The organism is Ensifer sp. NPDC090286 (genome assembly GCF_044769565.1).
Lineage (GTDB): Bacteria > Pseudomonadota > Alphaproteobacteria > Rhizobiales > Rhizobiaceae > Ensifer.
Genome location: NZ_JBIVYF010000004.1, coordinates 408,636 through 428,022, shown reverse-complemented (window position 1 = coordinate 428,022; position 19,387 = coordinate 408,636). Strand labels below are relative to the sequence as shown.

The 19,387-nt window shown below is 60.3% G+C and carries 17 protein-coding genes and 1 pseudogene; 6 read left to right on the top strand and 12 right to left on the bottom strand.

Annotated elements, in window-relative coordinates; translation table 11 throughout:
- Nucleotides 1-15 precede the first annotated feature (15 nt).
- Nucleotides 16-615 (top strand): general stress protein, encoded by a 600-nt coding sequence (locus ACIQUG_RS22620; protein ID WP_043621578.1) that lies wholly within the window; start codon nt 16-18, stop codon nt 613-615.
- Between the two features lie 352 nt (nt 616-967).
- Nucleotides 968-1,174: a CsbD family protein gene (locus tag ACIQUG_RS22615; RefSeq protein WP_043621574.1), complete on the top strand. Its 207-nt coding sequence runs from the start codon at nt 968-970 to the stop codon at nt 1,172-1,174.
- 77 nt (nt 1,175-1,251) lie between these two features.
- Here the strand turns inward: ACIQUG_RS22615 and ACIQUG_RS22610 are convergent, their stop codons facing one another.
- The 11 genes from ACIQUG_RS22610 to ACIQUG_RS22560 all read right to left on the bottom strand — a co-directional run bounded on the left by ACIQUG_RS22610 (nt 1,252) and on the right by ACIQUG_RS22560 (nt 15,711).
- The gene (locus ACIQUG_RS22610; protein ID WP_402324232.1) at nt 1,252-2,472 is read right to left on the bottom strand and encodes an NAD(P)/FAD-dependent oxidoreductase; all 1,221 of its coding nucleotides are present in this window, start codon (nt 2,470-2,472) and stop codon (nt 1,252-1,254) included.
- 170 nt (nt 2,473-2,642) lie between these two features.
- The gene (locus ACIQUG_RS22605; RefSeq protein ID WP_402324231.1) at nt 2,643-3,275 is read right to left on the bottom strand and encodes a BA14K family protein; all 633 of its coding nucleotides are present in this window, start codon (nt 3,273-3,275) and stop codon (nt 2,643-2,645) included.
- A 309-nt stretch (nt 3,276-3,584) separates the two neighbouring features.
- Entirely contained in the window at nt 3,585-5,726 is a 2,142-nt protein-coding gene (locus ACIQUG_RS22600) for a response regulator (RefSeq protein ID WP_402324230.1), read from the bottom strand.
- A 24-nt stretch (nt 5,727-5,750) separates the two neighbouring features.
- Nucleotides 5,751-8,357: an HWE histidine kinase domain-containing protein gene (locus ACIQUG_RS22595; RefSeq protein WP_402324229.1), complete on the bottom strand. Its 2,607-nt coding sequence runs from the start codon at nt 8,355-8,357 to the stop codon at nt 5,751-5,753.
- Nucleotides 8,299-8,853: a biliverdin-producing heme oxygenase gene (locus ACIQUG_RS22590; protein WP_402324228.1), complete on the bottom strand. Its 555-nt coding sequence runs from the start codon at nt 8,851-8,853 to the stop codon at nt 8,299-8,301. Before ACIQUG_RS22590 ends, ACIQUG_RS22595 begins: the two co-directional genes overlap by 59 nt.
- A 180-nt stretch (nt 8,854-9,033) precedes the next feature.
- Complete coding sequence (locus ACIQUG_RS22585) at nt 9,034-9,555, bottom strand: MgtC/SapB family protein (protein WP_402324638.1); 522 nt, start codon at nt 9,553-9,555, stop codon at nt 9,034-9,036.
- Between the two features lie 347 nt (nt 9,556-9,902).
- Nucleotides 9,903-11,792: a bifunctional sugar phosphate isomerase/epimerase/4-hydroxyphenylpyruvate dioxygenase family protein gene (locus ACIQUG_RS22580; protein WP_402324226.1), complete on the bottom strand. Its 1,890-nt coding sequence runs from the start codon at nt 11,790-11,792 to the stop codon at nt 9,903-9,905.
- Between the two features lie 29 nt (nt 11,793-11,821).
- Nucleotides 11,822-12,682, bottom strand: a complete 861-nt coding sequence (locus ACIQUG_RS22575) for a shikimate dehydrogenase (protein ID WP_402324636.1) — start codon at nt 12,680-12,682, stop codon at nt 11,822-11,824.
- A gap of 91 nt (nt 12,683-12,773) precedes the next feature.
- Nucleotides 12,774-13,790, bottom strand: coding sequence for a TRAP transporter substrate-binding protein (locus ACIQUG_RS22570; protein ID WP_402324635.1), 1,017 nt, complete (start codon nt 13,788-13,790; stop codon nt 12,774-12,776).
- 66 nt (nt 13,791-13,856) lie between these two features.
- On the bottom strand, nt 13,857-15,137 hold the full coding sequence (locus tag ACIQUG_RS22565) for a TRAP transporter large permease subunit (protein ID WP_402324225.1): 1,281 nt from the start codon (nt 15,135-15,137) through the stop codon (nt 13,857-13,859).
- A gap of 10 nt (nt 15,138-15,147) precedes the next feature.
- The gene (locus ACIQUG_RS22560; RefSeq protein WP_402324224.1) at nt 15,148-15,711 is read right to left on the bottom strand and encodes a TRAP transporter small permease; all 564 of its coding nucleotides are present in this window, start codon (nt 15,709-15,711) and stop codon (nt 15,148-15,150) included.
- A 275-nt stretch (nt 15,712-15,986) separates the two neighbouring features.
- On the opposite strand from ACIQUG_RS22560, the gene ACIQUG_RS22555 reads away from it, so the two are divergent.
- The 3 genes and pseudogenes from ACIQUG_RS22555 to ACIQUG_RS22545 all read left to right on the top strand — a co-directional run bounded on the left by ACIQUG_RS22555 (nt 15,987) and on the right by ACIQUG_RS22545 (nt 17,812).
- Nucleotides 15,987-16,652 (top strand): TetR/AcrR family transcriptional regulator, encoded by a 666-nt coding sequence (locus ACIQUG_RS22555; RefSeq protein ID WP_402324223.1) that lies wholly within the window; start codon nt 15,987-15,989, stop codon nt 16,650-16,652.
- 11 nt (nt 16,653-16,663) lie between these two features.
- Nucleotides 16,664-17,399: pseudogene (locus tag ACIQUG_RS22550) on the top strand (phosphotransferase enzyme family protein).
- A 209-nt stretch (nt 17,400-17,608) separates the two neighbouring features.
- Nucleotides 17,609-17,812, top strand: coding sequence for a cold-shock protein (locus ACIQUG_RS22545; RefSeq protein ID WP_043621551.1), 204 nt, complete (start codon nt 17,609-17,611; stop codon nt 17,810-17,812).
- Between the two features lie 627 nt (nt 17,813-18,439).
- On the opposite strand, the gene ACIQUG_RS22540 is transcribed toward ACIQUG_RS22545, so the two are convergent.
- Nucleotides 18,440-18,586, bottom strand: coding sequence for a DUF1127 domain-containing protein (locus tag ACIQUG_RS22540; protein WP_064817045.1), 147 nt, complete (start codon nt 18,584-18,586; stop codon nt 18,440-18,442).
- A 472-nt stretch (nt 18,587-19,058) separates the two neighbouring features.
- Between ACIQUG_RS22540 and ACIQUG_RS22535 the strand changes: the two genes are divergently transcribed.
- Complete coding sequence (locus ACIQUG_RS22535) at nt 19,059-19,283, top strand: hypothetical protein (protein ID WP_402324221.1); 225 nt, start codon at nt 19,059-19,061, stop codon at nt 19,281-19,283.
- Nucleotides 19,284-19,387 lie beyond the last annotated feature (104 nt).

The window sequence follows — 19,387 nt, the reverse complement described above, 5'->3', positions numbered from 1 at the left end:
AGCGAGGAAATCCCAATGAAAACCGTTAGTGGACTTTTTGACGACTATGCCGACGCCCGCGCCGCAGTGTCGGCGCTTGAAGATCGCGGCATTCCCTCCGACGACATCAGCATTGTTTCCAACAATGTCGGCGATCGCTATGGCAGCGAAAAAGACAGCAATGCCGCCGAAGGCGCCGGAACGGGCGCCGGTGTCGGCGCTGCGGTCGGGGGCATTGGTGGCCTGTTGACCGGTCTCGGGGTCATGGCCATTCCGGGTGTCGGGCCGGTGGTCGCAGCTGGTTGGCTTGCCGCGACGGCAGCTGGTGCTGCGGCCGGCGCGGTTGCCGGTGGGGCCGCCGGCGGCATCATCGGTGCGATGACGGATTCGGGCGTTTCGGAAGAACACGCCCATGTCTATGCCGAGGGCGTACGCCGCGGTGGCGCCGTCGTCACGGCACGGGTCGACGACGCGCTCCAGGCGGATGCGGAAGCGATCCTGCGGCGCGGTAGCTGGGTCGACCCGGTGCAGCGCCGAGCGTCCTATGCCGAACAAGGCTGGCGCCGCTTTGACCCGACGCTCGCCCCCTACACGGCCGACGAGGTCGAAGAAGAACGCCGGCGCTACAGGCTCTGACGCCTTTTTCTGGATATCTTCTCGGTGTGTTCAACTCCTCCGTTGCCAGCATGGTCCGCTGGCAACGGATAGCTTTGTCGGCCGAAGGCACCTTATTCTTCCTCAGGCCCCTCGCCCGATTTACTCCCCGTCATAAAGATCGAGCCCCTCCCAGGTACGAATCCCCTCCCCAGATGTCGAGTTTGCGCGCAGCATCTGCTGCCTGGCGGCATCATTTTATCGACCATCTTGCCGACCAGGCCTCGTCGACCGACCCCACCGCTCTTCCCACGACAACTTCGAGAAAAAACGGAACAAGTGCGAGGTTCAGTCGTTCCAGAAATGTACCTGAAACAACAACGGAGTGTCCTCGATGGATTGGAACCGTGTCGAAGGAAACTGGAAGCAGATCAAGGGCAAGGTCAAGGAGCAGTGGGGAAAACTGACAGACGACGACCTCGACCAGATCAATGGCAAGCGTGAGCAGCTCGAAGGCAAGATCCAGGAGCGCTACGGATATGCCAAGGATCAGGCAAAGAAAGACATCGACGACTGGTATTCAAACCAGCGTTTCCATTGAGCCAAGATGCGCTCGTGCTTTAGCTTTCAAAGGTCGCCGTTCCGGCGGCCTTTTTGATTTGGGGTCCGGCGTCGAACTCAGCGAAAAGCGAACAGTTCGCTGTCCGGATCGCGGTGGCCCAGAATAGCTGACGACACGATCTCGGCAGCGATCTGGCTGTAGGTGATGCCATTTCCCCCGTAACCCATCACAGCATAGACATTGTTGAAACCTGGAACGGCTCCGATGATCGGCAAGCCGTCAGCGGTCGTGCCAAAGGGCGCAGCCCAAAGGTAGTCCGGTTCGCCAATTTCTACGTCCAGGAGCGCCGACAGCTTTGCGCGCAAGGTCTTGGATTTCGACTTGAGCTTTGAAGGGTCGGCAAAGGCCGTGTCACCTTCTTCGTCTTCCCCGCCAACAATCAGGCGACCATCTATCGTCGAGCGAAAATAGAGGTAGGGATCGGATGCCTCCCAAACGAGATGGTTCTTGAGCCAGTCAGGCCGCGGGTGATACGGTTTGGTTGCAAGAGCCCAGGTGGATACCATTCGATGGCCTTGGTCGGCCACGGCGTCTAGAAACTCGTAGCCTGTGCAAAACACAACGTGCCTGGCCTGGATGATTTCACCTTTCGAGGTTGCGACAGCGTTCCATTCGCCAACGCTGCGAACATCCGTGATTTCGGTATCGGCAACGAGCGAGACGCCGTCATCCTGTACTTTATGCCACAACCCGGCTGTCAATTGCGCCGGATTGGCGGCTGCAGAAACATCGGACTGGATTGCCGCGGTGCGATTGAGACCAAACTCGTCGCGCAAGGAAGAGGACTTGAGAAACCTTGCTGAAATGCCGGCGGTCTGCCGCGCGTCGGCTTCCAGGCGAAGCGCTCGGGCCCCATAGTCATTGCCGGACAAATAGAGAGACTTCTTCCTTTCAAGGCGACAGCCGATCCCGAGAGTGTCGACAAGCGTGATCAGTGTTTCCACCGCTTTTGCCGAGCGTTGCCAAGCCCGCCGCGCCTTGTCCTGTCCAATCATCGTGGTGAGCCGGTGGAGCGGCACATCGATCTCGTGCTGGATCATCGCGGTGCTCGCCAAGGTACTGCCCTTCGCCGGCCCGCGGCGGTCGACGACGAGAATTTTCATGTTTCGCTTGGCAAGGGCCAATGCCATGAGCGCTCCACCGATGCCCGCGCCGACGATCAGCACGTCGACGTTGTCGGCGCAGATCCGACTTTGCGCGGCAACCTTGATATGAGGCGTGTTGGACCACAGTGGCCGGTTGGCCCGCAGCTTGCGCTTTCGTGTAATCTCCTCCAACTGGGGCGTCTCCATGTTCCGGTAGATGGCGCATAGCCGGACGAATGCGCCTCATTCCGCTTTGGGCTTTGTACATTTCCGGATCCCTTGCATGCCGCGGGCGTCGCAACGCCCGCAAGAGAGGAGCCCCGCCGACAAGGGGTCGTGCCGCAGATAACAGCGCGGGCCGCTCATCGCTCCGACACGGACCACACGCCGTTGCTCGCTTCGAGACGCGCGTCTTGGGATGGATGCAGGCAAGGCCTGCGAGGACCGTTGTATGGCTGGTAGGCGTTGTCAGCGGCGCGATACGACTGATAGCCGGCGCACGATGCTAGGCGCAGACCGGCCGTCGCGTAGCCCACAAACCGCCGATTGATTTGCGCCGTCCGGCTTTCGTTCGTCGGATGGCCGGCCGCGTAGGGCGACCGGCACGCTCGCATTTGCCCGCCATACGCGCGGTACGCGTTGGTTTCTGGGTCATAGGACTTGTAGCGGCTCGAGCACCAATCGAGGTGGGCGGTCGAGATGCCGGCACCAGAGGCCGCCCATGTTGGAGCGGTGGTTGCCGGACGCCGCGACGTTAGCTTCACTGAGACCGGGTTCGTAACGTAGCTGGAATAGACGGGCGGCAAACGCTCGTAGTTCTGCTGGCTCCGATCGATCCGTACCGGCGTTGCGGTCCAAAGGTCTGGAGCTGAAGCCGCCTTGAGCAGAGGACGTTCGGTGGGCTCGGCCAGCACGAGTGATGCCACGGATGCAGCCCCGGCGCTGGCGCAAACCGACAACGCGATGCCAAATGCCAGCGATCCGATCGCTTTCATGGTTTTGCCCCTCCGTCCGCCACTGGGAATGCCTGTTGGTATCGGCGCAAGATCGGAAAGCGATTGAATTCCCAACGAAAACGCCTTGCCGCAACGACCGTGGTCGCCGACAGCTAAATGCCGAGGCTGATTTTTTGTTCCCGCTACCGTCGTTCGGCGGATGAAATTCAGACCAGGTGGGGCTGATCGAGCGCTTTGAAATCCCGAAAGCGCGGACTTGGCGATTGCACGGCGGCCTTGTCGACCGACTGCGCGCAGGCGGCGATCCACCAGTGAAATGCAAGGACGCCTGGCGCGCCAGGTCCGCTTTTATTGGCGGATCAAGCTTTCGACCCGCCGCGCCAGCACATCAGCGGTGAAGGGTTTCGTGACCACTTCCATACCATGGTCGAGGTGCCCGTGGTTGAGCACTGCGTTCTCCGCGTACCCTGTGACGAAGAGCACGTTAAGACCGGGACGCTGGACGCGCACCGCATCGGCAAGCTGCCGTCCGTTCATGCCATTCGGCAGCCCGACGTCGGTGACCAGAAGATCGATGGTGGGGCGTGCGTCCAGTATCTTGAGGGCGGAAGGACCGTCGCTCGCCTCCAGCACCTCGTATCCCAGCTCTTCGAGGATTTCGACCGCGACCATCCTGACCAGAGGCTCGTCGTCCACGACCAGGATGGTGTGCACGCCGGACGCCGCAGGCGCAGGGCCCGCTTCGACTGGCATGTCGGGGCTATGATCTTCGGCCGCATGGCGGGGCAAATAGATGCAGATCATCGTGCCCTTGCCCACCTCGGAATAGATGCGCACGGCACCACCGGACTGGCCGGCAAATCCGTAGACCATGGAAAGGCCGAGCCCCGTACCCTGGCCGATCGGCTTCGTCGTAAAGAACGGATCAAAGGCGCGGGCGACCACATCGGGCGACATGCCCGTTCCGGTGTCGCTAACGCACAAGGAAACATATTGTCCCGGCAGCAATCCCCGTTCTGCCGCTGCGCGTTCGTCGAGCCATCGGTTACCCGTCTCGATCGTCAAGCGCCCACCATCCGGCATCGCGTCGCGGGCATTGATGCAAAGATTGAGCAGAGCGTTCTCGAGCTGGCCGACATCGACGAACGCCGTCCACAGTCCTCCGGCTCCGACCGTTTCGACCGCCACCCCAGGGCCGACGCTGCGACTGATCAAGTCCTGCATGCCCGCAACGATGCGATTGATGTCCGACGGCTTGGGATCGAGCGTCTGCCTGCGGGAAAAAGCAAGGAGGCGCTGGGTTAGGCCGGCGGCCCGTTTTACCGCCCCTTGTGCGCCCGTCATGTAACGATCGATTTCACTCACGCGGCCCTGGGCCAGCCGCGTTTTCATCAGGTCGAGGCTGCCGCTGATACCGGCGAGGATGTTGTTGAAGTCGTGCGCCAGCCCACCGGTCAGTTGTCCGACGGCCTCCATCTTTTGCGCCTGGCGCAGGGCGTCTTCAGCCTGAACCAGTGCCGCGGTGCGTTCCTCTACCCGTTGTTCCAGCGTCTCGTTGAGGGTGCGCAGGGCCGCAAGGGCATCGTCACGTTCGGCCTCGACGGCGCGCCGCTCCTCGATATCGATAAGGACGCCGGGAAATTTGAGCGCAACACCGTCGCTGCTGCATTCCACGCGTCCGTTCGCCTCGAGCCAGCGATATGTCCCGTCCTCGCGGCGGGTCCGGTATTGCTGGGCATAGGCGCCGCCTTTTGCCAGGGCGTTTTTGACGGAGGCGGTGACCCGTTCCTGGTCGTCGGGGTGAACGGCGCCGACGATATCGGCAAGGCTGAGACCCGAACGCCCCTGCCCCGGTTCGAACCCAAATGCAGCCGCGAATGCTTCGTCGACGGTGAAGCGGTCGGAAGGCACGTCCCAGAGCCACGTGCCGATGATCGCCCCTGCCGCCATCGCCATCTGCACGCGCTGGACGTTGTCGCGCGCGTAGCTTTCGCTCTCGCGCAACGCCGCTTCGGCTTTCCTTCTTTGCGTCACGTCGCGAAACAGCACCGCAACCTGACGCAGGCCTTCCGGCTCAATGCGGGTGGCGGAAACCTCGATGTGCCTGGCGACCGACTGGAACTCCTGCTCGAAGCGCACTGGTTCGCCAGTGCGCAACACGCTGCCGTAGATATCCAGCCAGACATCGGCGTTATCGGGCTCGATTTCGCGAAGCCGCTTGCCGACGATGTTCGAGATGCCAGTGTGGCGCCCATAGCCGGAATTGGCTTCGAGGTGCACGTAGTCGCTGAGCGGGCCATGCGGTCCGTCGATGAAGCCGATAATACAGAAACCGTCGTCAATTGCCTCGAACAGCGCACGGTAGCGTGCCTCGCGCGCATCATCGCCGGCGTCACCCCTCTTCTCGCTGACACCGTCCTGCAGCAAGGCTCTCAACCCCAGGATCTCTTCTTCGAGTTGCTCGCGAGACAACGATTGGATGTCGGACATCGATTTTAGTCTTTCTCACTCGCGTCACTGCGCTTTGCGCGCATCCCGATGGGTCTCGTCCCACAGCAGTGAAAGTGCCCCGACCATGGCGCTTCGACTGTATGGTTTGCGCACGATCGACACGCCAACGAGTTCCGGCGGCAGATCCGCCCCCTCACCATAGCCCGTCGCAAACACGAATGGGATGCCCCTGCGCATGAGCTCGGTGGCGATCCCGAACGAATTGGTCTGACCGAGATTGATATCGAGGATCGCCAGCTCCGGAGCAGCTCTTTCGATATGTGCCATGGCCTGCTGGACGGAGCTCGCGGTCGAGACCTCCGAGAACCCCTCGTCCGACAACATTGCTTCGAGATCAAGCGCGATGAGCATCTGATCCTCGACGATCATGATCCTGGGGTTTGCACGGACAAGGCCGCTCTGTTCTGGGGCGGCGGTGCCGACCATGTATGTTGCCATTGTCGGACCTGACCCGGTGAGTTTGACGTGTGGGGACGGGATGCTGAACTCTGCCTCAAGCCCTGATGGTTCGAAGCGGACGGAGCTGCGTCCATGAAGATCGTAGGGAACGCTGCGCTCGATGAGCGCGCTGCCGAAGCCTCTGCGCGACGGGAGAGTGACGAGAGGACCGTTTCGCTCGCGCCAGGAGACGTCGCAATCCCGGCCGGTCATCGTCCAGCGCACCTCCACTTCGCCAGCCGTCACCGAAAGCGCGCCGTATTTGGCGGCATTGGTCGCCAACTCGTGAAACACCAGCGCCATTACAGAAAAGGCACGGCTGTCGAGCCAGACGGCAGGACCTTCGAGCGTGATTGTCGACAGCTTTGTCCGGTAAGGCTGAAGCTCTGCCTCAAGCAGGTCAGCGAGTATGCCGCCACCATCGCCGCGCACCACCTGGTCATGCGCGACGGCGAGCGCCTCGATGCGACCTTGCAGGGTCGAGACATACTCTTCGAGCGAATTCTTGTGCTGCTGCGGGCTCGTCACCAGCGACTTGATGACAGCGAGGATGTTCTTGACGCGATGGCTCAGCTCCTGGTTCAGCATCCGCTGCCGAACTTCGGACTTGCGCCGCTCACCCGCCATCAGCTCGTTGTGCCGCAGCACCACCTCGACAATTGCGACCCGGACTATCTCGGCGATTTCGCGTTCGGCCTCCGACCATGGCTGCGCCTGCGCCTTAACCGTTTCCTTCCAGATCGCAAAGCTCTTGCGCGGTGTCAGCCGGTCGCCGAGAGGACCTGCTTCATAGGTTTTTTCAGGGTTTCCGGCCCAGTTGAGGGTCTGGACCAATTCCTTGCGAAAGAACAGCAGGCAATCCGAGCCGGTCTGCGAAAGGGGAATGGCCAGAACCCCTGAAAGCCGCTCGCTATAGCCCGAAGCCTCCGGGACTTTCTGAGACAGGGCGTGCGTGGCCCAGACGCGGCCTTCGCTGACGGTGCGGATGAAGTCCAGAAGGGCGGCTCTTTCTTCGTCCGGCGGAGCGGTGCCGATCCCCGCCCATTTGCCGTCGACCATGACGCCGATACCGTCGTTTGCCAGCAGTTGCGAGAATTCACGCAGGCTCTGGCGCAGCAGTTCCCCGACATCCTCGTGATGGGACGACAGAATGAGAAAGCGGTCGAGCGCTTCGCGTGTGCCGGCGACGGCCGCCACCCGACGCCGTTCCTTCAGAGATTTCAGGTGTAGCGAAAAAAATTCGCCGAACACTTCGAGAGCGACGCGCTGGGCCATCGGCAGTGCGCGCGGCGAATAGTGATGGCAGGCGATCAACCCCCAGAGCTGGCCGTCCAGAACAACCGAAATCGACATCGACGCAGCGACGCCCATGTTGCGCAAGTATTCGCAATGGATGGGCGAGACGCTGCGAAGATGCGCGAAACTGAGGTCCAACGGCTCGCCCGATCCGTCCAGGACCGGCTCGACGGGGACGCGGGCGCCGCTTGCGTCCGAGATGACGCGAATGGTGTTTTTCAGATAGAGCGCACGCGCCTGCTGCGGGATGTCGCTTGCTGGAAAATACTGGCCGAGAAAACTTTCAAGGTCGGCCCGTTTCGCCTCGCTGACCACCTTGCCGGATCCGTCCTGTTCGAAGCGGTAGATCATGACGCGGTCATAGCCAATCGTACCGGCAACAATCCGGCACGCGCGCTGCACGAGACGGTCAACGTCGGTAAGGTCCTTGATGCGGCCGATCATCTCGCGGGCAATATGCAAGGGTTGACCGATAGACGGGGCCGGCTCGAATTCGATGATGACGGCCGACTTGTGCAGGTGGACGGCAATGTCGAACACGCGGTCGCCGAAAGCGACGTCGAGCATGAGGGCCGGGCGTGAAGCCGCCCCCGCGGCCGCAAGCGCATTGCGCAGATCATGCAACAGTTTCGGACCGAGCACGTCGGCAAGCTGGCGCCCGAGCAGATCGCCGTCCCAGGCGAGCATTTCGGCAGCGTTGGCCGACACCCGCTCGATCCTCGTAAAACCGATGTCGCAGGCCACAAGACAGCCGTGCGGCTGGATGCTGCCGGGAATATGAATGGGCTCCCTGTCGCAAGTCTCAAGGTTTACGGGTTCAGCTGGCGGCAACGGACGTACTTTCAAAGCAACTGAGGGCGAGCGCGAACACGGCATTTGCCGCGACCGCGGACCGCCCGACATCATAATTAGGTGTTCCCTCCAGGAGGGAAAGGAACGATGGCCACCGGGTCGTGTCACTTGCCATAGAAACAAGGTGCCTCGCACCAAAGGTTTCATCGAGCCCAAGCTTCAACGCCCTTTGACGCAACACCCGCGCACCGAGAGACGACCCTTCCACCACATAGAGCGCACCGAGCAGTGCGCTTGGATCGGAAAGATCGAAATCAGGCTCCGCATGGCGGACCGGCGGCACGCCGAGATCGCGCGCATCCTGAGCGAGCAACTCTGCAACCGCGGACGGCTGCCAATTCCAGCCTTCAGGCCAGGAGACGTTCTGCAGCGCTTCGTCCATTGTCACACGAAACGGCAAAACGTGCGCCACGTAGCGACGATAATCCTCAAGGGTGCTAAGCGTGCCGACCGCAGCGTCTACCCGCTGATGCGCTTCCCGCGTCCTGCTCCTCAATTCAACGCGTTCATTGCCGCGCATGCACCCTCCGCCCAGTCCTAAGATACTGCCTGTTTCGCAGCACGTGCGAAAAACCAAAAATCGCATCAGGAACTAGGGCATCACCATGACTGCGACAAGGGAATTGCCTTCAATTTTCGAGGGATAGCTGCATGGGGCGAGACTCTGGAACGTCAAAGCTGGACGGCTTTCAAGGGACAGTCACACGCGAACGCCGGGCTCGTCGACCCGTGACGCCTCGGGCTGCGACGCAGATATTGGACTGGTATTGACCTGGTGGGTGTCCGCCGGTGCCAGGACCTCATTTTTTGGCGACTTGAAATTCGTCATAAACCGGAGTGTCGCGAACGTGACGATCGAAAGCACGATGGCGGTATCGTAAGACCCAAGCCCGACAGCGACGCCGATTGCGCCGGTTGCCCAAATGCTCGCAGCCGTGGCGGTCCCGCGAGTGCCGAGTTTTCCAACGAGGATCGCCCCGCCTCCGATGAAACCGACACCGTTGATCAGGCCTTCCACCACGCGGGCCGTGGCCTCCGCATTGCCGAGTGTAATCGTTTCTGCTGACTGGATAAAACCGCATGAGGCGATCGCGACCAGCGGGAAGGTGCGAAGGCCAGCGCTCCGCTCGTTTTGTTCACGATCCCAACCGATCGGTAGCGCGAGGACGTAAGCCACCATCAAGGCAATGAGATGCGGTAGGATGTCCAGTTCCACGCCCATCGATACCAGCCAGTCGTTCACTCGCGCCTCCTTGAACGGTGTAAGTGCCCGGCTAGATATGAGCGCAGATGAAAATGGCCAGCCCAAAAGTCGAAATAGTGTCTTCTCGACCGGCCGATGGTCCGACGCTTCACACGCACCTCAAGCATCAGGCACGACAAGAGCGGTCGGCGTCCCTGCCATTTACGCGGCAGCCGGAACGCGCTCCTGCAGTGGTTCCGGCTTGATCTCGATTTAATACGATGCGGCTGGTCGAGCCCTGCCCCGTCCAACAAAAGCCAGTTCCGCGGCCTTCAGCCATTTGCCATTACCCCCCACCCGCTGTTGGTTTTACGATGGTCGGATCGTCAGTTTTTTGGCAATCCATCGGGTCTCAGGTACTTTCGTAGCGCCGCAATGCGAAAGATCGCATTAGCGGCTCCGTAGCCGCGATAGCCGCGCCTTTCGACGATCTCGAAGAAAAACCCTTCACCAAAGGTCGGGCTGTAGAGCTGGAAGTACTCGCCGTCCTCGTCACGGTCATAGAGGATGTTTTCGGACTTCAGCCTCTCAATGAGTTGAACGTCGAGACCGAAACGCGCTTCGACGTCATCGTAGTAATTTGGCGAAATCGGTAGAGCCTTGAACCCATTGGCGCGCAAGGCCTGCGCGGTCGAAAAAATGTCGTCGGTGGCAAAGGCCAGATGCTGGACACCGGAACCGAAGGTTTCGGCGATGAACCGGCCGGCCAGCGTGTTGCGGTTTTCCGCGCCATTCAGTGTCAGACGCAACGTGCCAGCGTCATTTTCCACGACCTGGCTGCGAACGATGCCTGCCGGATCGACGATGTCGATCATCGGCGTCTTATGAGCATCGAGTAGCGATGTGTAGAAGAGCAGCCAGGTCAGCATTTCCTCATATTTGACGGTCTGAGCGATGTGATCGACGGAGCGTAGTCCGGCAGCGACGACCGAGCCGCCGTCTCGCACTGGCTCGAACTCGATCTCCCAGATCTTGGAGAGCTCGGATTTGTCGTCCAGGAAATAGACGAGCCCTCCGCCTACGCCATGGATCGCCGGAACCACGAGCTCGCCTGGGCCAACCGGCTGCTCGAACGGTTCTGCTCCAAGCACCCGCGCCCTTTCTACCGTGGCCGCAGCATCGTCCACCATGAGGCCGAAGGCATAGGCGGACGTGCCGTGGACAAGATAGGAAGCGCTGGCAAAGCCTTCGCGCTCTGTGTTGACCACCAAATTGATGGCGCCCTGGCGATAAACCACCACCTGTTTCGTCCGATGCTGTGCTGTTTTCGCAAAGCCGATTGAAACGAGCAACGCTTCGAGTTCGCCTGCTTCCTCCGCCGAGGCACTGAACTCAACAAACGCTACATCTCTCACGTCGACGCGAGGAGGCATTGTGGGGACCGGCAAACGAGTATCCGGTTCGGCGCGCTTGACCTGATCCCCGAGATAGATCAGCGAACGATATCCGTCGACAGCGATCGCACTGGGGTTGCCGCCACGAAATTGGTCGTTGAAGATTTCGAGCGACAAGTAGCCGTCATAGCCGGTCGCCGCCACTGCGCGGGTAAAATCGGTGACCGGCAAGTCGCCCTCGCCCGGCATGTTGCGGAAATGCCGGCTCCAATACAGCAGATCCATGTCGATCAGTGGGGCATCGGCCAACTGGACGATGAAGATCTTCTCCTTTGGGATCGAGCGGATCGAGTTGATCTCGATCTTGCGCGACAGCGTATGAAAGCTGTCGAGGATCAACCCGATACTCGGGTGATCGGCGCGCCGGACGATCTCCCAGGCGTCGCGATGATCGCTGATGTGGCGCCCCCAGGCGAGCGCCTCGTAACCCACGCGCAGGCCCCGTTTTGCGGCCCTTTCACCGAGTTCGCTAAAGTCCGCAGCTGCCCTGTCAATGCCACCAACGGCAGCAGGCGAAACATTGGAGCAGACAAGGACGAGGTCGGTGCCAAGCTCCTCCATCAAGTCGAACTTGCGCTCGGCACGGTCGAACGTTCGGGCTCTTAACGGCTCCGGCATGCCCTCAAAATCCCGGAACGGCTGGAACAGACTGATCTCCAAGCCGAAATCTCGCACCATGCGGCCGACCTGACGCGGGCTTTCATCAAAAGCCAGGAAATCGTTCTCGAAGATTTCCACACCGGCAAAGCCCGCCTTGGCAATCGCACGCAGCTTGTCCTTGAGGTCGCCGCTGAGCGAAACCGTTGCTATCGAGGTCTTCATCACTCGCTCCTCGCTGAGTTCTTCGGGGTTCAGCCGGTCAGTGCCTTGAAATGGGCAAGCATCCGCGTTGTGTCGGGCTCAAGACCTGTAAACAGGCGAAATGCACCAACTGCCTGGAATACAGCCATTCCTCCACCGTCGAGCGTGCGGCATCCGCGTCGCCTTGCTTCTGAAAGCAGCGACGTCTCGAGCGGGAAATAGACGATCTCGGCGACCCAGTGGCGCGGATCGAGAAGCTCGACGTCAAGCGGCACTCCGGGATAGTTGGCCATGCCGGTCGGCGTGGCATGGATCAACCCGGATGCCGAGCGCATGGCAACAGAAAGCTCCGTGCCGGCGGTAATATCTGCGTCTGGAAACAGGGCGGTCAGCATCGCGGCCAGCAATCGCGCCCGTTCCGGCTCGCGATCGAAAACGATGAGACGCTTTAGACCGAACGAAAGCGCGGCATAGGCTGTTGCGACGCCCGCACCGCCTGCGCCCAGCTGCACGGCCGTGGACAGGTCTGCATCGGGCAATCCTCGCCTGAAGCCTTCGGCAAAGCCCCACCAATCGGTGTTGTGGCCATATCTTCGTCCCCCCTTGAGCACGACCGTGTTGACGGCACCGAGCCGCTGGGCGTCCGGCGACAGTTCATCGAGATGGGCAATGACCGCCTGCTTGCACGGATGTGTGATGTTGAGACCGGAAAACCCCTGCGTCTCAGCGTCGGCGAGCAGCCGCTGCAGATCATTTTCCGTCGCGCCGATCTCGAAAAGATCGATCAGCTCGTAGGCATAGCGGAGCCCCTGAGCTGCACCTTCGGCCACGTGCATCGCAGGCGTTAACGAGGCCTGGATGCCAGCACCGATCAGGCCCGCCTTCAAGGGTCTTACAAGCGTTTCGGACATTGTTTGTGTTTCCATCTTCCGAGCCCGTTGCAAGGGGCAACCAGCCTTCGGCCCGCCGCGGCGTCGCGGGCGGGCCAAAGTATTCGCGCGGTTACTGTCCCCGCGCGGCACCTATCTCCTTGAACAGCAACTGCACCGTATCGGCGCCGATCTCGGCGCTAAACTTTTCGATCACCGGCTTGACGGCGTCACGCAGCTTCTGCGTTTCTTCGGGGCTGAATTCGCTGACCTCCATGCCTGTCTTGCGGATTTCCTCAAGGGCTGTGGCATCCGCCTCGCGCGAGACCTTGCGTTGATAATCGCGGGCCTCCGTCGCGGCCGCTTGCAGCACGTCCTTTTCCTCGTCATTCAGCCCATCCCAGAACTTCTTGCTGACGAGCACGATCTGCGGATTGTACTGGTGACGGGTCAGCGTCATGTATTTCTGCACTTCGTAGAATTTGGCATTCAGGATGTTTGCCGCCGGGTTCTCCTGCCCATCGACCGTCCCAGTCTCAAGCGCGGTGTAGAGTTCCGTATAAGGCAGCGGAACAGCGTTGGCGCCGAGCGTGTTGAAGAGCTCGATCGGGATCGGAGACTGGATCGTGCGGATCTTCAGACCCTTGATATCTTCAAGCTTGGTCACTGCATGGCGATTGTTCGTCAGATTGCGGAAGCCGAGCTCCCAGTACCCAAGTCCGACTAGGCCGGTATCGGGCAAGAGCTTGCTGAGGCTTTCCCCGAAGGGGCCATCCATCACCTTGTCCGCCTCTTCGCCACTGTCGAAGAGGAACGGAAGGTCGACGGCGCCGAATTGCTTGACGTTGTTGGCAAGAATACCAGCGTTCAACACGGTCATCTCGATAACTCCGCCCTGGAGAGCGGAGACAGTCTGGACGTCACCACCAAGTGTGCCGCCGGGAAACAGCTTCACCTCGATCTTGCCGCCACTCTTTTCATTCACCAGCTCGGCAAACTTCTCCATGCCCGTCACTTGGGGGTGCCCCTTGTTGTTGGCTGACGCGAACTTGATGGTCTGGTCGCGTATCTCTGCAAGCGTTGGTCCTGCTGCAAACAAAACGATCGGCAGGGCGACGCCCAGGGCCACTTTTGTCAATCGGTTCAACAACATCTTATCCTCCCAGATTGGGCCGGTAATCCTGCCGGCCTGTTGAAGCGCAATAGAAAGTTGCCGTCAGTGCCCGAACCAGGAGACCGGTACGGTCACCAGTTCGGGGAACAAAACGAGCAGGAAAAGGACGACCAGTTCAGCAATGAGGAAGGGCCACACGCCCTTCATCAGGTCCTCCATCGACAATTTCGAGACGCCGCAGATAACGTTGAGGACCGTGCCCACTGGCGGGGTGATCAGGCCGATCGAATTGTTGATGATGAACAGCACGCCGAAATAGACCGGGTCGATCCCCGCCTGTTTGATGATCGGCATCAGAACCGGCGTCATGACGAGGATCGTCGGCGTCATGTCCATTGCTGTCCCGACGACAACGATCAGGACCATGATTGCGATGAGCAGAAGGGTCTGATTGTCCATCAGAGGTTCGACCAGTGCGGCAAGCGCACCGGGCACGTCGGCAACCGTAATCAGCCAGGCGGAAACGGCAGCGCAGGCAACCAGGAACATCACGACGGATGTAATTTTCGCGGCCGCGACGAAGACATGGAAGAGCTGGCCCGGCGTGAGCTCCCGGTAGATGACCATCGAAACGAACAGGGCGTAGACCGCCGCAACAACACCGGCTTCGGTTGGCGTGAACACGCCAAACTTCAGACCAACGATGATGATCACCGGCAAAAGGAGCGCCCACACACTGTCGAGCAGCGCTCCAAGCCGCACGCGGGCGCTTTGTCTTGGCGGGAGCTCGAACTGCTCCTTGCGCGCGACGATGAGCCAAGTGATGCAAAGGGCCGCGGCGATCATCAAACCCGGGAAAATGCCCGCAAGGAAGAGCTTGGTGATCGAGACGCCGCCAACCACACCGTAGAGGATGAAACCGATTGACGGTGGAATGATAGGCCCGATGATCGATGCAGAGGCAAGCAGCCCCCCGGCGCGCGCCGGATCATGACCGCTCTTCAGCATCATCGGCAGAAGCAGCGCGCCGAGGGCAGCGGCGTCGGCGACAGCTGAGCCAGAGAGGCTGGAAAGAATGCAGGCGGCAAAGATCGCCACGAAGCCGAGGCCGCCGCGAATATGACCGACCATCGCCATTGCCAAGGCGACGATGCGTCGGGAAAGCCCGCCGGTGTTCATAACCTCCCCTGCAAGCAGGAAGAAGGGCACGGCCATCAACGGAAAGCTGTCGGCGCCGTTCAAGACGTTTTGGGCGACGATCTGTGCATCGAAGAGCCCGAGAAAGAGCATCAAGGCGACACCGCTGATGATCAACGCAAATGCAATCGGCACGCCGAGCACCATGGGACCGAGAAGCGCGCCAAGGAAGATGGTGACCGTCATCGGCTCGTCCTCAGTGTTTGACGGGCAGCGGCCCGAGCGTGGCGGTGGGGGGCGGGTCGAGCGCTACTTCGTCTTCGCTGTCGCGAACCAGTTCCGCCGTCGTCACGTCGATGCGTCCGGTCGCGATGGCGAAAGCATCGGCAAGCAGGATGAGGAATGCGGGTACCCCAAAGGCGAGACCGGCCCCGTAGAAGAAGCCCATGGAAAGCCCGGTCGCAGGCGCACTGACATGCAGGTTGATGAGCGTCTGCGTCCAGCTGCCGCTAATCATCAGCCAGGTCACATAGAGCATCATCATATGACCAAGCAGCACCGCGACCTTTGCGGCGACCGGCGGCAGGCGTTTGATAAGCGTATCAACGCCGAGATGCCCGTGTTCGCGCAAGGCAACCACGGCGCCAAGAAACGTCAGCCAGACGAAGAAGATGCGTGATATTTCCTCAGAGGCCGTGATGCCTTGATTGAACGCATACCGCAAAACGACGTTGCCGAAGACGAGGACGACCATGCCGGCAAGCAGCAAGGCAATCGCCACCTTCAGTGCGAAGAAATAGAAATCGATAATACGGATCATGCGCTCCTCCCAAAGCGGAGTGCCGTCTTGGCGCCCGCGCATTACATTAGCGCCACGGGGCGGCGTCAGGCACCGGTGCGAACACATCCTCCTCAAGCGGTCTTCGCCATCACAAAATGTACGAACTAGTACGTATGTCAAGTAGACTCTCTTGAAAGACCCCCGTAACCTCAATATGAATTTCGAGGAGGCGATGTAGAGAGCCTTGGGGCTTGCCCGTTTCGATCTGGTTTCATTGGAAAATTCGGCGCGTGCCGGGGAGTAACGAAAAAAGAATGGCGCGGCGGGTTGAGGCAAGTCGGAAGAACGATCCGGAACGCACCAAGGAAGACATCCTTGTCGTTGCCACCGAGGAGTTCTCGACGCACGGCCTTGCGGGTGGACGCGTTGACGCGATCGCAGAACGGACGCGAACCTCCAAGCGCATGATCTACTACTATTTCGGGGGCAAGGAGGGTCTATACCTCTCCGTGCTCGAGCGAGCCTATCGCAAGATCCGCACGCTCGAGGAGGACCTCAAGCTCGCAAGCCTTGCGCCGGAAGAGGCGTTGCGTACGCTAATATCCAGCACATTCGACCACGATGAGGCCAATCCCGATTTCGTGCGATTGGTCAGCATCGAAAATATCCACCACGCAGCCCATATGCTGCGGTCGGAAGCCATACGCGACCTGAATGTCTCGGTCATCGAAACGATCGCGGGCATTCTGGAACGCGGTACCGCCGAGGGTGCTTTCAAGCGAAAGGCCGACCCGATCGATGTGCATATGCTGATCAGTGCCTTCTGCTTCTTCAGGGTTTCGAACCGATATACCTTCGGAACCATCTTTCGCAGGGATCTCTCCGAATCGGCCACAATCGGCCGCCATCGCCGAATGATCGCCGACGCCGTGATCAGCTACCTCCAGACGGAGGAAGGGGCAGATAACCCCATATCCTAGGGATATAGCGCATGGGATGGGAAGCACTCAGGCAATGGGGAGGAAATGCAAACCGCATCGCACCGCTCACGGGCGGAGTCGCAAACGATGTCTGGAGCGTTCGCATCGACGGGCAGATCGCAGTCGGCCGCCTTGGCTCGAGGCCTGATGCCGATCTCGCATGGGAAGCCAGTCTGCTCCAACACCTTGGCCGTGAAGGCATGACTGTTCCCGTGCCGATTCCGACGCCTGATGGGCGCCTGTTCGTGGGCGGCTTGATGGTGATGACATATATGGAAGGCGGGCCCCCACAGACGCCATCTGACTGGCGCCGGGTGGCCGACACGCTGCGCGAGTTGCATCGGTTGACCAAAGACTGGCCGCAACGCCCGGGTTGGAAGTCGTTGAGCGATCTCTTGCATGCTGAGACCGGAACAAGGATCGACCTTACCGCGATGCCACCTGAGGGCGTCGCCCGATGCCGAGCAGCATGGGCGCGGCTCCTTGGGCGTCAAACCTGCGCTGTTCATGGCAACCCGGCCAACCCGGGAAACATTCGCATGACGGCCGATCGCGTCGCATTGATCGATTGGGACGAGGCACACGTCGATGGTTCCCGACCTTGACCTCGTGCTTCCCAACAACGCTGCGGATCTCGATCACGGTGCTTATGACATTGCCGCGCAAGCGTCCGCCGCATGGGACGCCGCCGTTTGCTGGAATGACGACTACTCGATCAAACGGCTTGCCGAGGTTCGAGCGCTCTAAGCTTTGGTGGACAGGGACAACTGCTCGCGCCGTCGACCGGGCAATCTCGATGATGTGTCCCGTAACGCCTTCGGTCTTGTCTTGCTTCGTTGAAAAGTACGGTTCTGGCGCGAGAACGTAGATTTTGCCCGCATGCGCGATTGCCGCCAGGGTAAGTGCTGTATAAGGTCCTGCGGCAAAACGCAGAACACTCAGTTGACGAGGATGACATGGCAACCGGTACCGTTAAGTTTTTCAACCAGGACAAGGGTTTTGGTTTCATCACGCCCGACAGCGGCGGACCTGACGTCTTCGTCCACGTGTCGGCGCTGGAAGGCGCAACCTCACTGCGCGACGGCCAAAAGGTCAGCTACGAACTCGGCCAGGACCGCAAGACTGGAAAATCGAAGGCTGAAAACGTCAGGTCAGCCTGAACATCGCATGCCACACCGCGGGAATTCGCTTCATTGCATTCCCTCGCCTGCCCGGCCGCGCGAGCGACCGGGCAATCTCGGTGATGTCGCCCCCCAAGCCCGATCTTCAGATCGACGCAACGCACCGGCTTGAGCTCGCCGCTGCGGTTCGGCACATAAATGTTGGCGGCCAAGACATGCAGCTTCGGCTGTACATTTAGCTTTTGCGATGGCTAATCCACCCGGTCGCTTCAGCGGTTTTGTTTGTGCTGATGCGACGAGAGTGGGCGGCGCATGACCTACCGTGGCTCAATGAGCGTGCGGCGCCACAAGCTCCAAACAGCGTCGGCTTGAAACGCTCACCTTCCCTGCTTCAGATCACTTGCGCTGCGACAGGGTGGTTTGAGTTGTTGCCGCAACATAGACGGCTCCACTCGGCGCGCACGGGTTGCGTCCGGCCCGTCATGCCGGTGGCGCGAGCCTTGCCCCGCCCTCCCCGGCGGGGTTTTCTTTTGGACGATTTTATGGGCGAACCAGCCTGGAACGTCTGCTCTTCCTCTCGCCCAATCAAACGCCATAACCTCAAAAAGCAAAAGCGCCCGCAGGAGATGCAGGCGCTTGGCAATTCTTCAGTCTGTTTGGGTCGCCTTAGCGGGCGAAGGCCGTGCGTGCGACGCGGTCGATGTCAGCACGTTCGATGCCGAGGTCGCGAAGTTCGCGGTTCGACATGCGGCCCAGTTCGGTGACCGTCTGACGGTACTTGCGCCAGTTGTTGATGGAGCGTGCGATGTTCATTTGATCCCCCTTTCAATGGGCTTTCGAAGCCTGGCTGCCAGTCCGTGGCGCCTCGTTCACTTCGATGAACACCTTATAGCTCAGGCTTTCCGCAAGTTGCAGCGCTCAAAACTCAGCGCTCCCATGTGCGAAATGCATAGGCGCTCGACGAGCCAACGGCGATGGCCACAAACCATCGTGAGCTGGGCGCTACATGTCCGGTGGCAAGGTAAAACACGGCGCGAACGCGTAAGAGTGACAACCACCGAGCGGATCCATTCCACTTTGAGTACGGTCTAGTCAATCAAGGCGACCTTCGTCGCGGACTGGCGTAAGCCGGCATAGATTTGCAAGCACAAACGCGGCGCCGAGACATCCCTATCCTTTTTGACTGCGGTCGCTACCAACGAAGGGCTATCGAAACCACTCACCGTCCGCGCGATGTAGGTCTGATCCTTCGCATACCTTCACCTCAGCGGACAGCCTTGCAAAGATGACCCTAAACGAAGCAGATCCTCGCCGAAAATACGCTGTCCGTTATCCAGACGGACTGACATCAAAAGAAGCAATCACCCTGCTCGAGCAAGCATGCGCCGACGTCGCTCCGAACCTGACACTGAGCGAAATGAGTGGCGGAGCCACGATCGAGGGCGAGCCCTGGCACATCCTGTCGGTCTGCTTGGCTCTGCCGCTGTTCGAGTTGACCGAGATACTCTAGCCCCCTCGCCAGGTTTGCGCCTTCCGCTCCAGCCGGGACAATTCTACCGGGGAGTGTTTCCCGATCCATTCCAATCGCCAATGCTGGAAGGCAGTTCTTCGAGC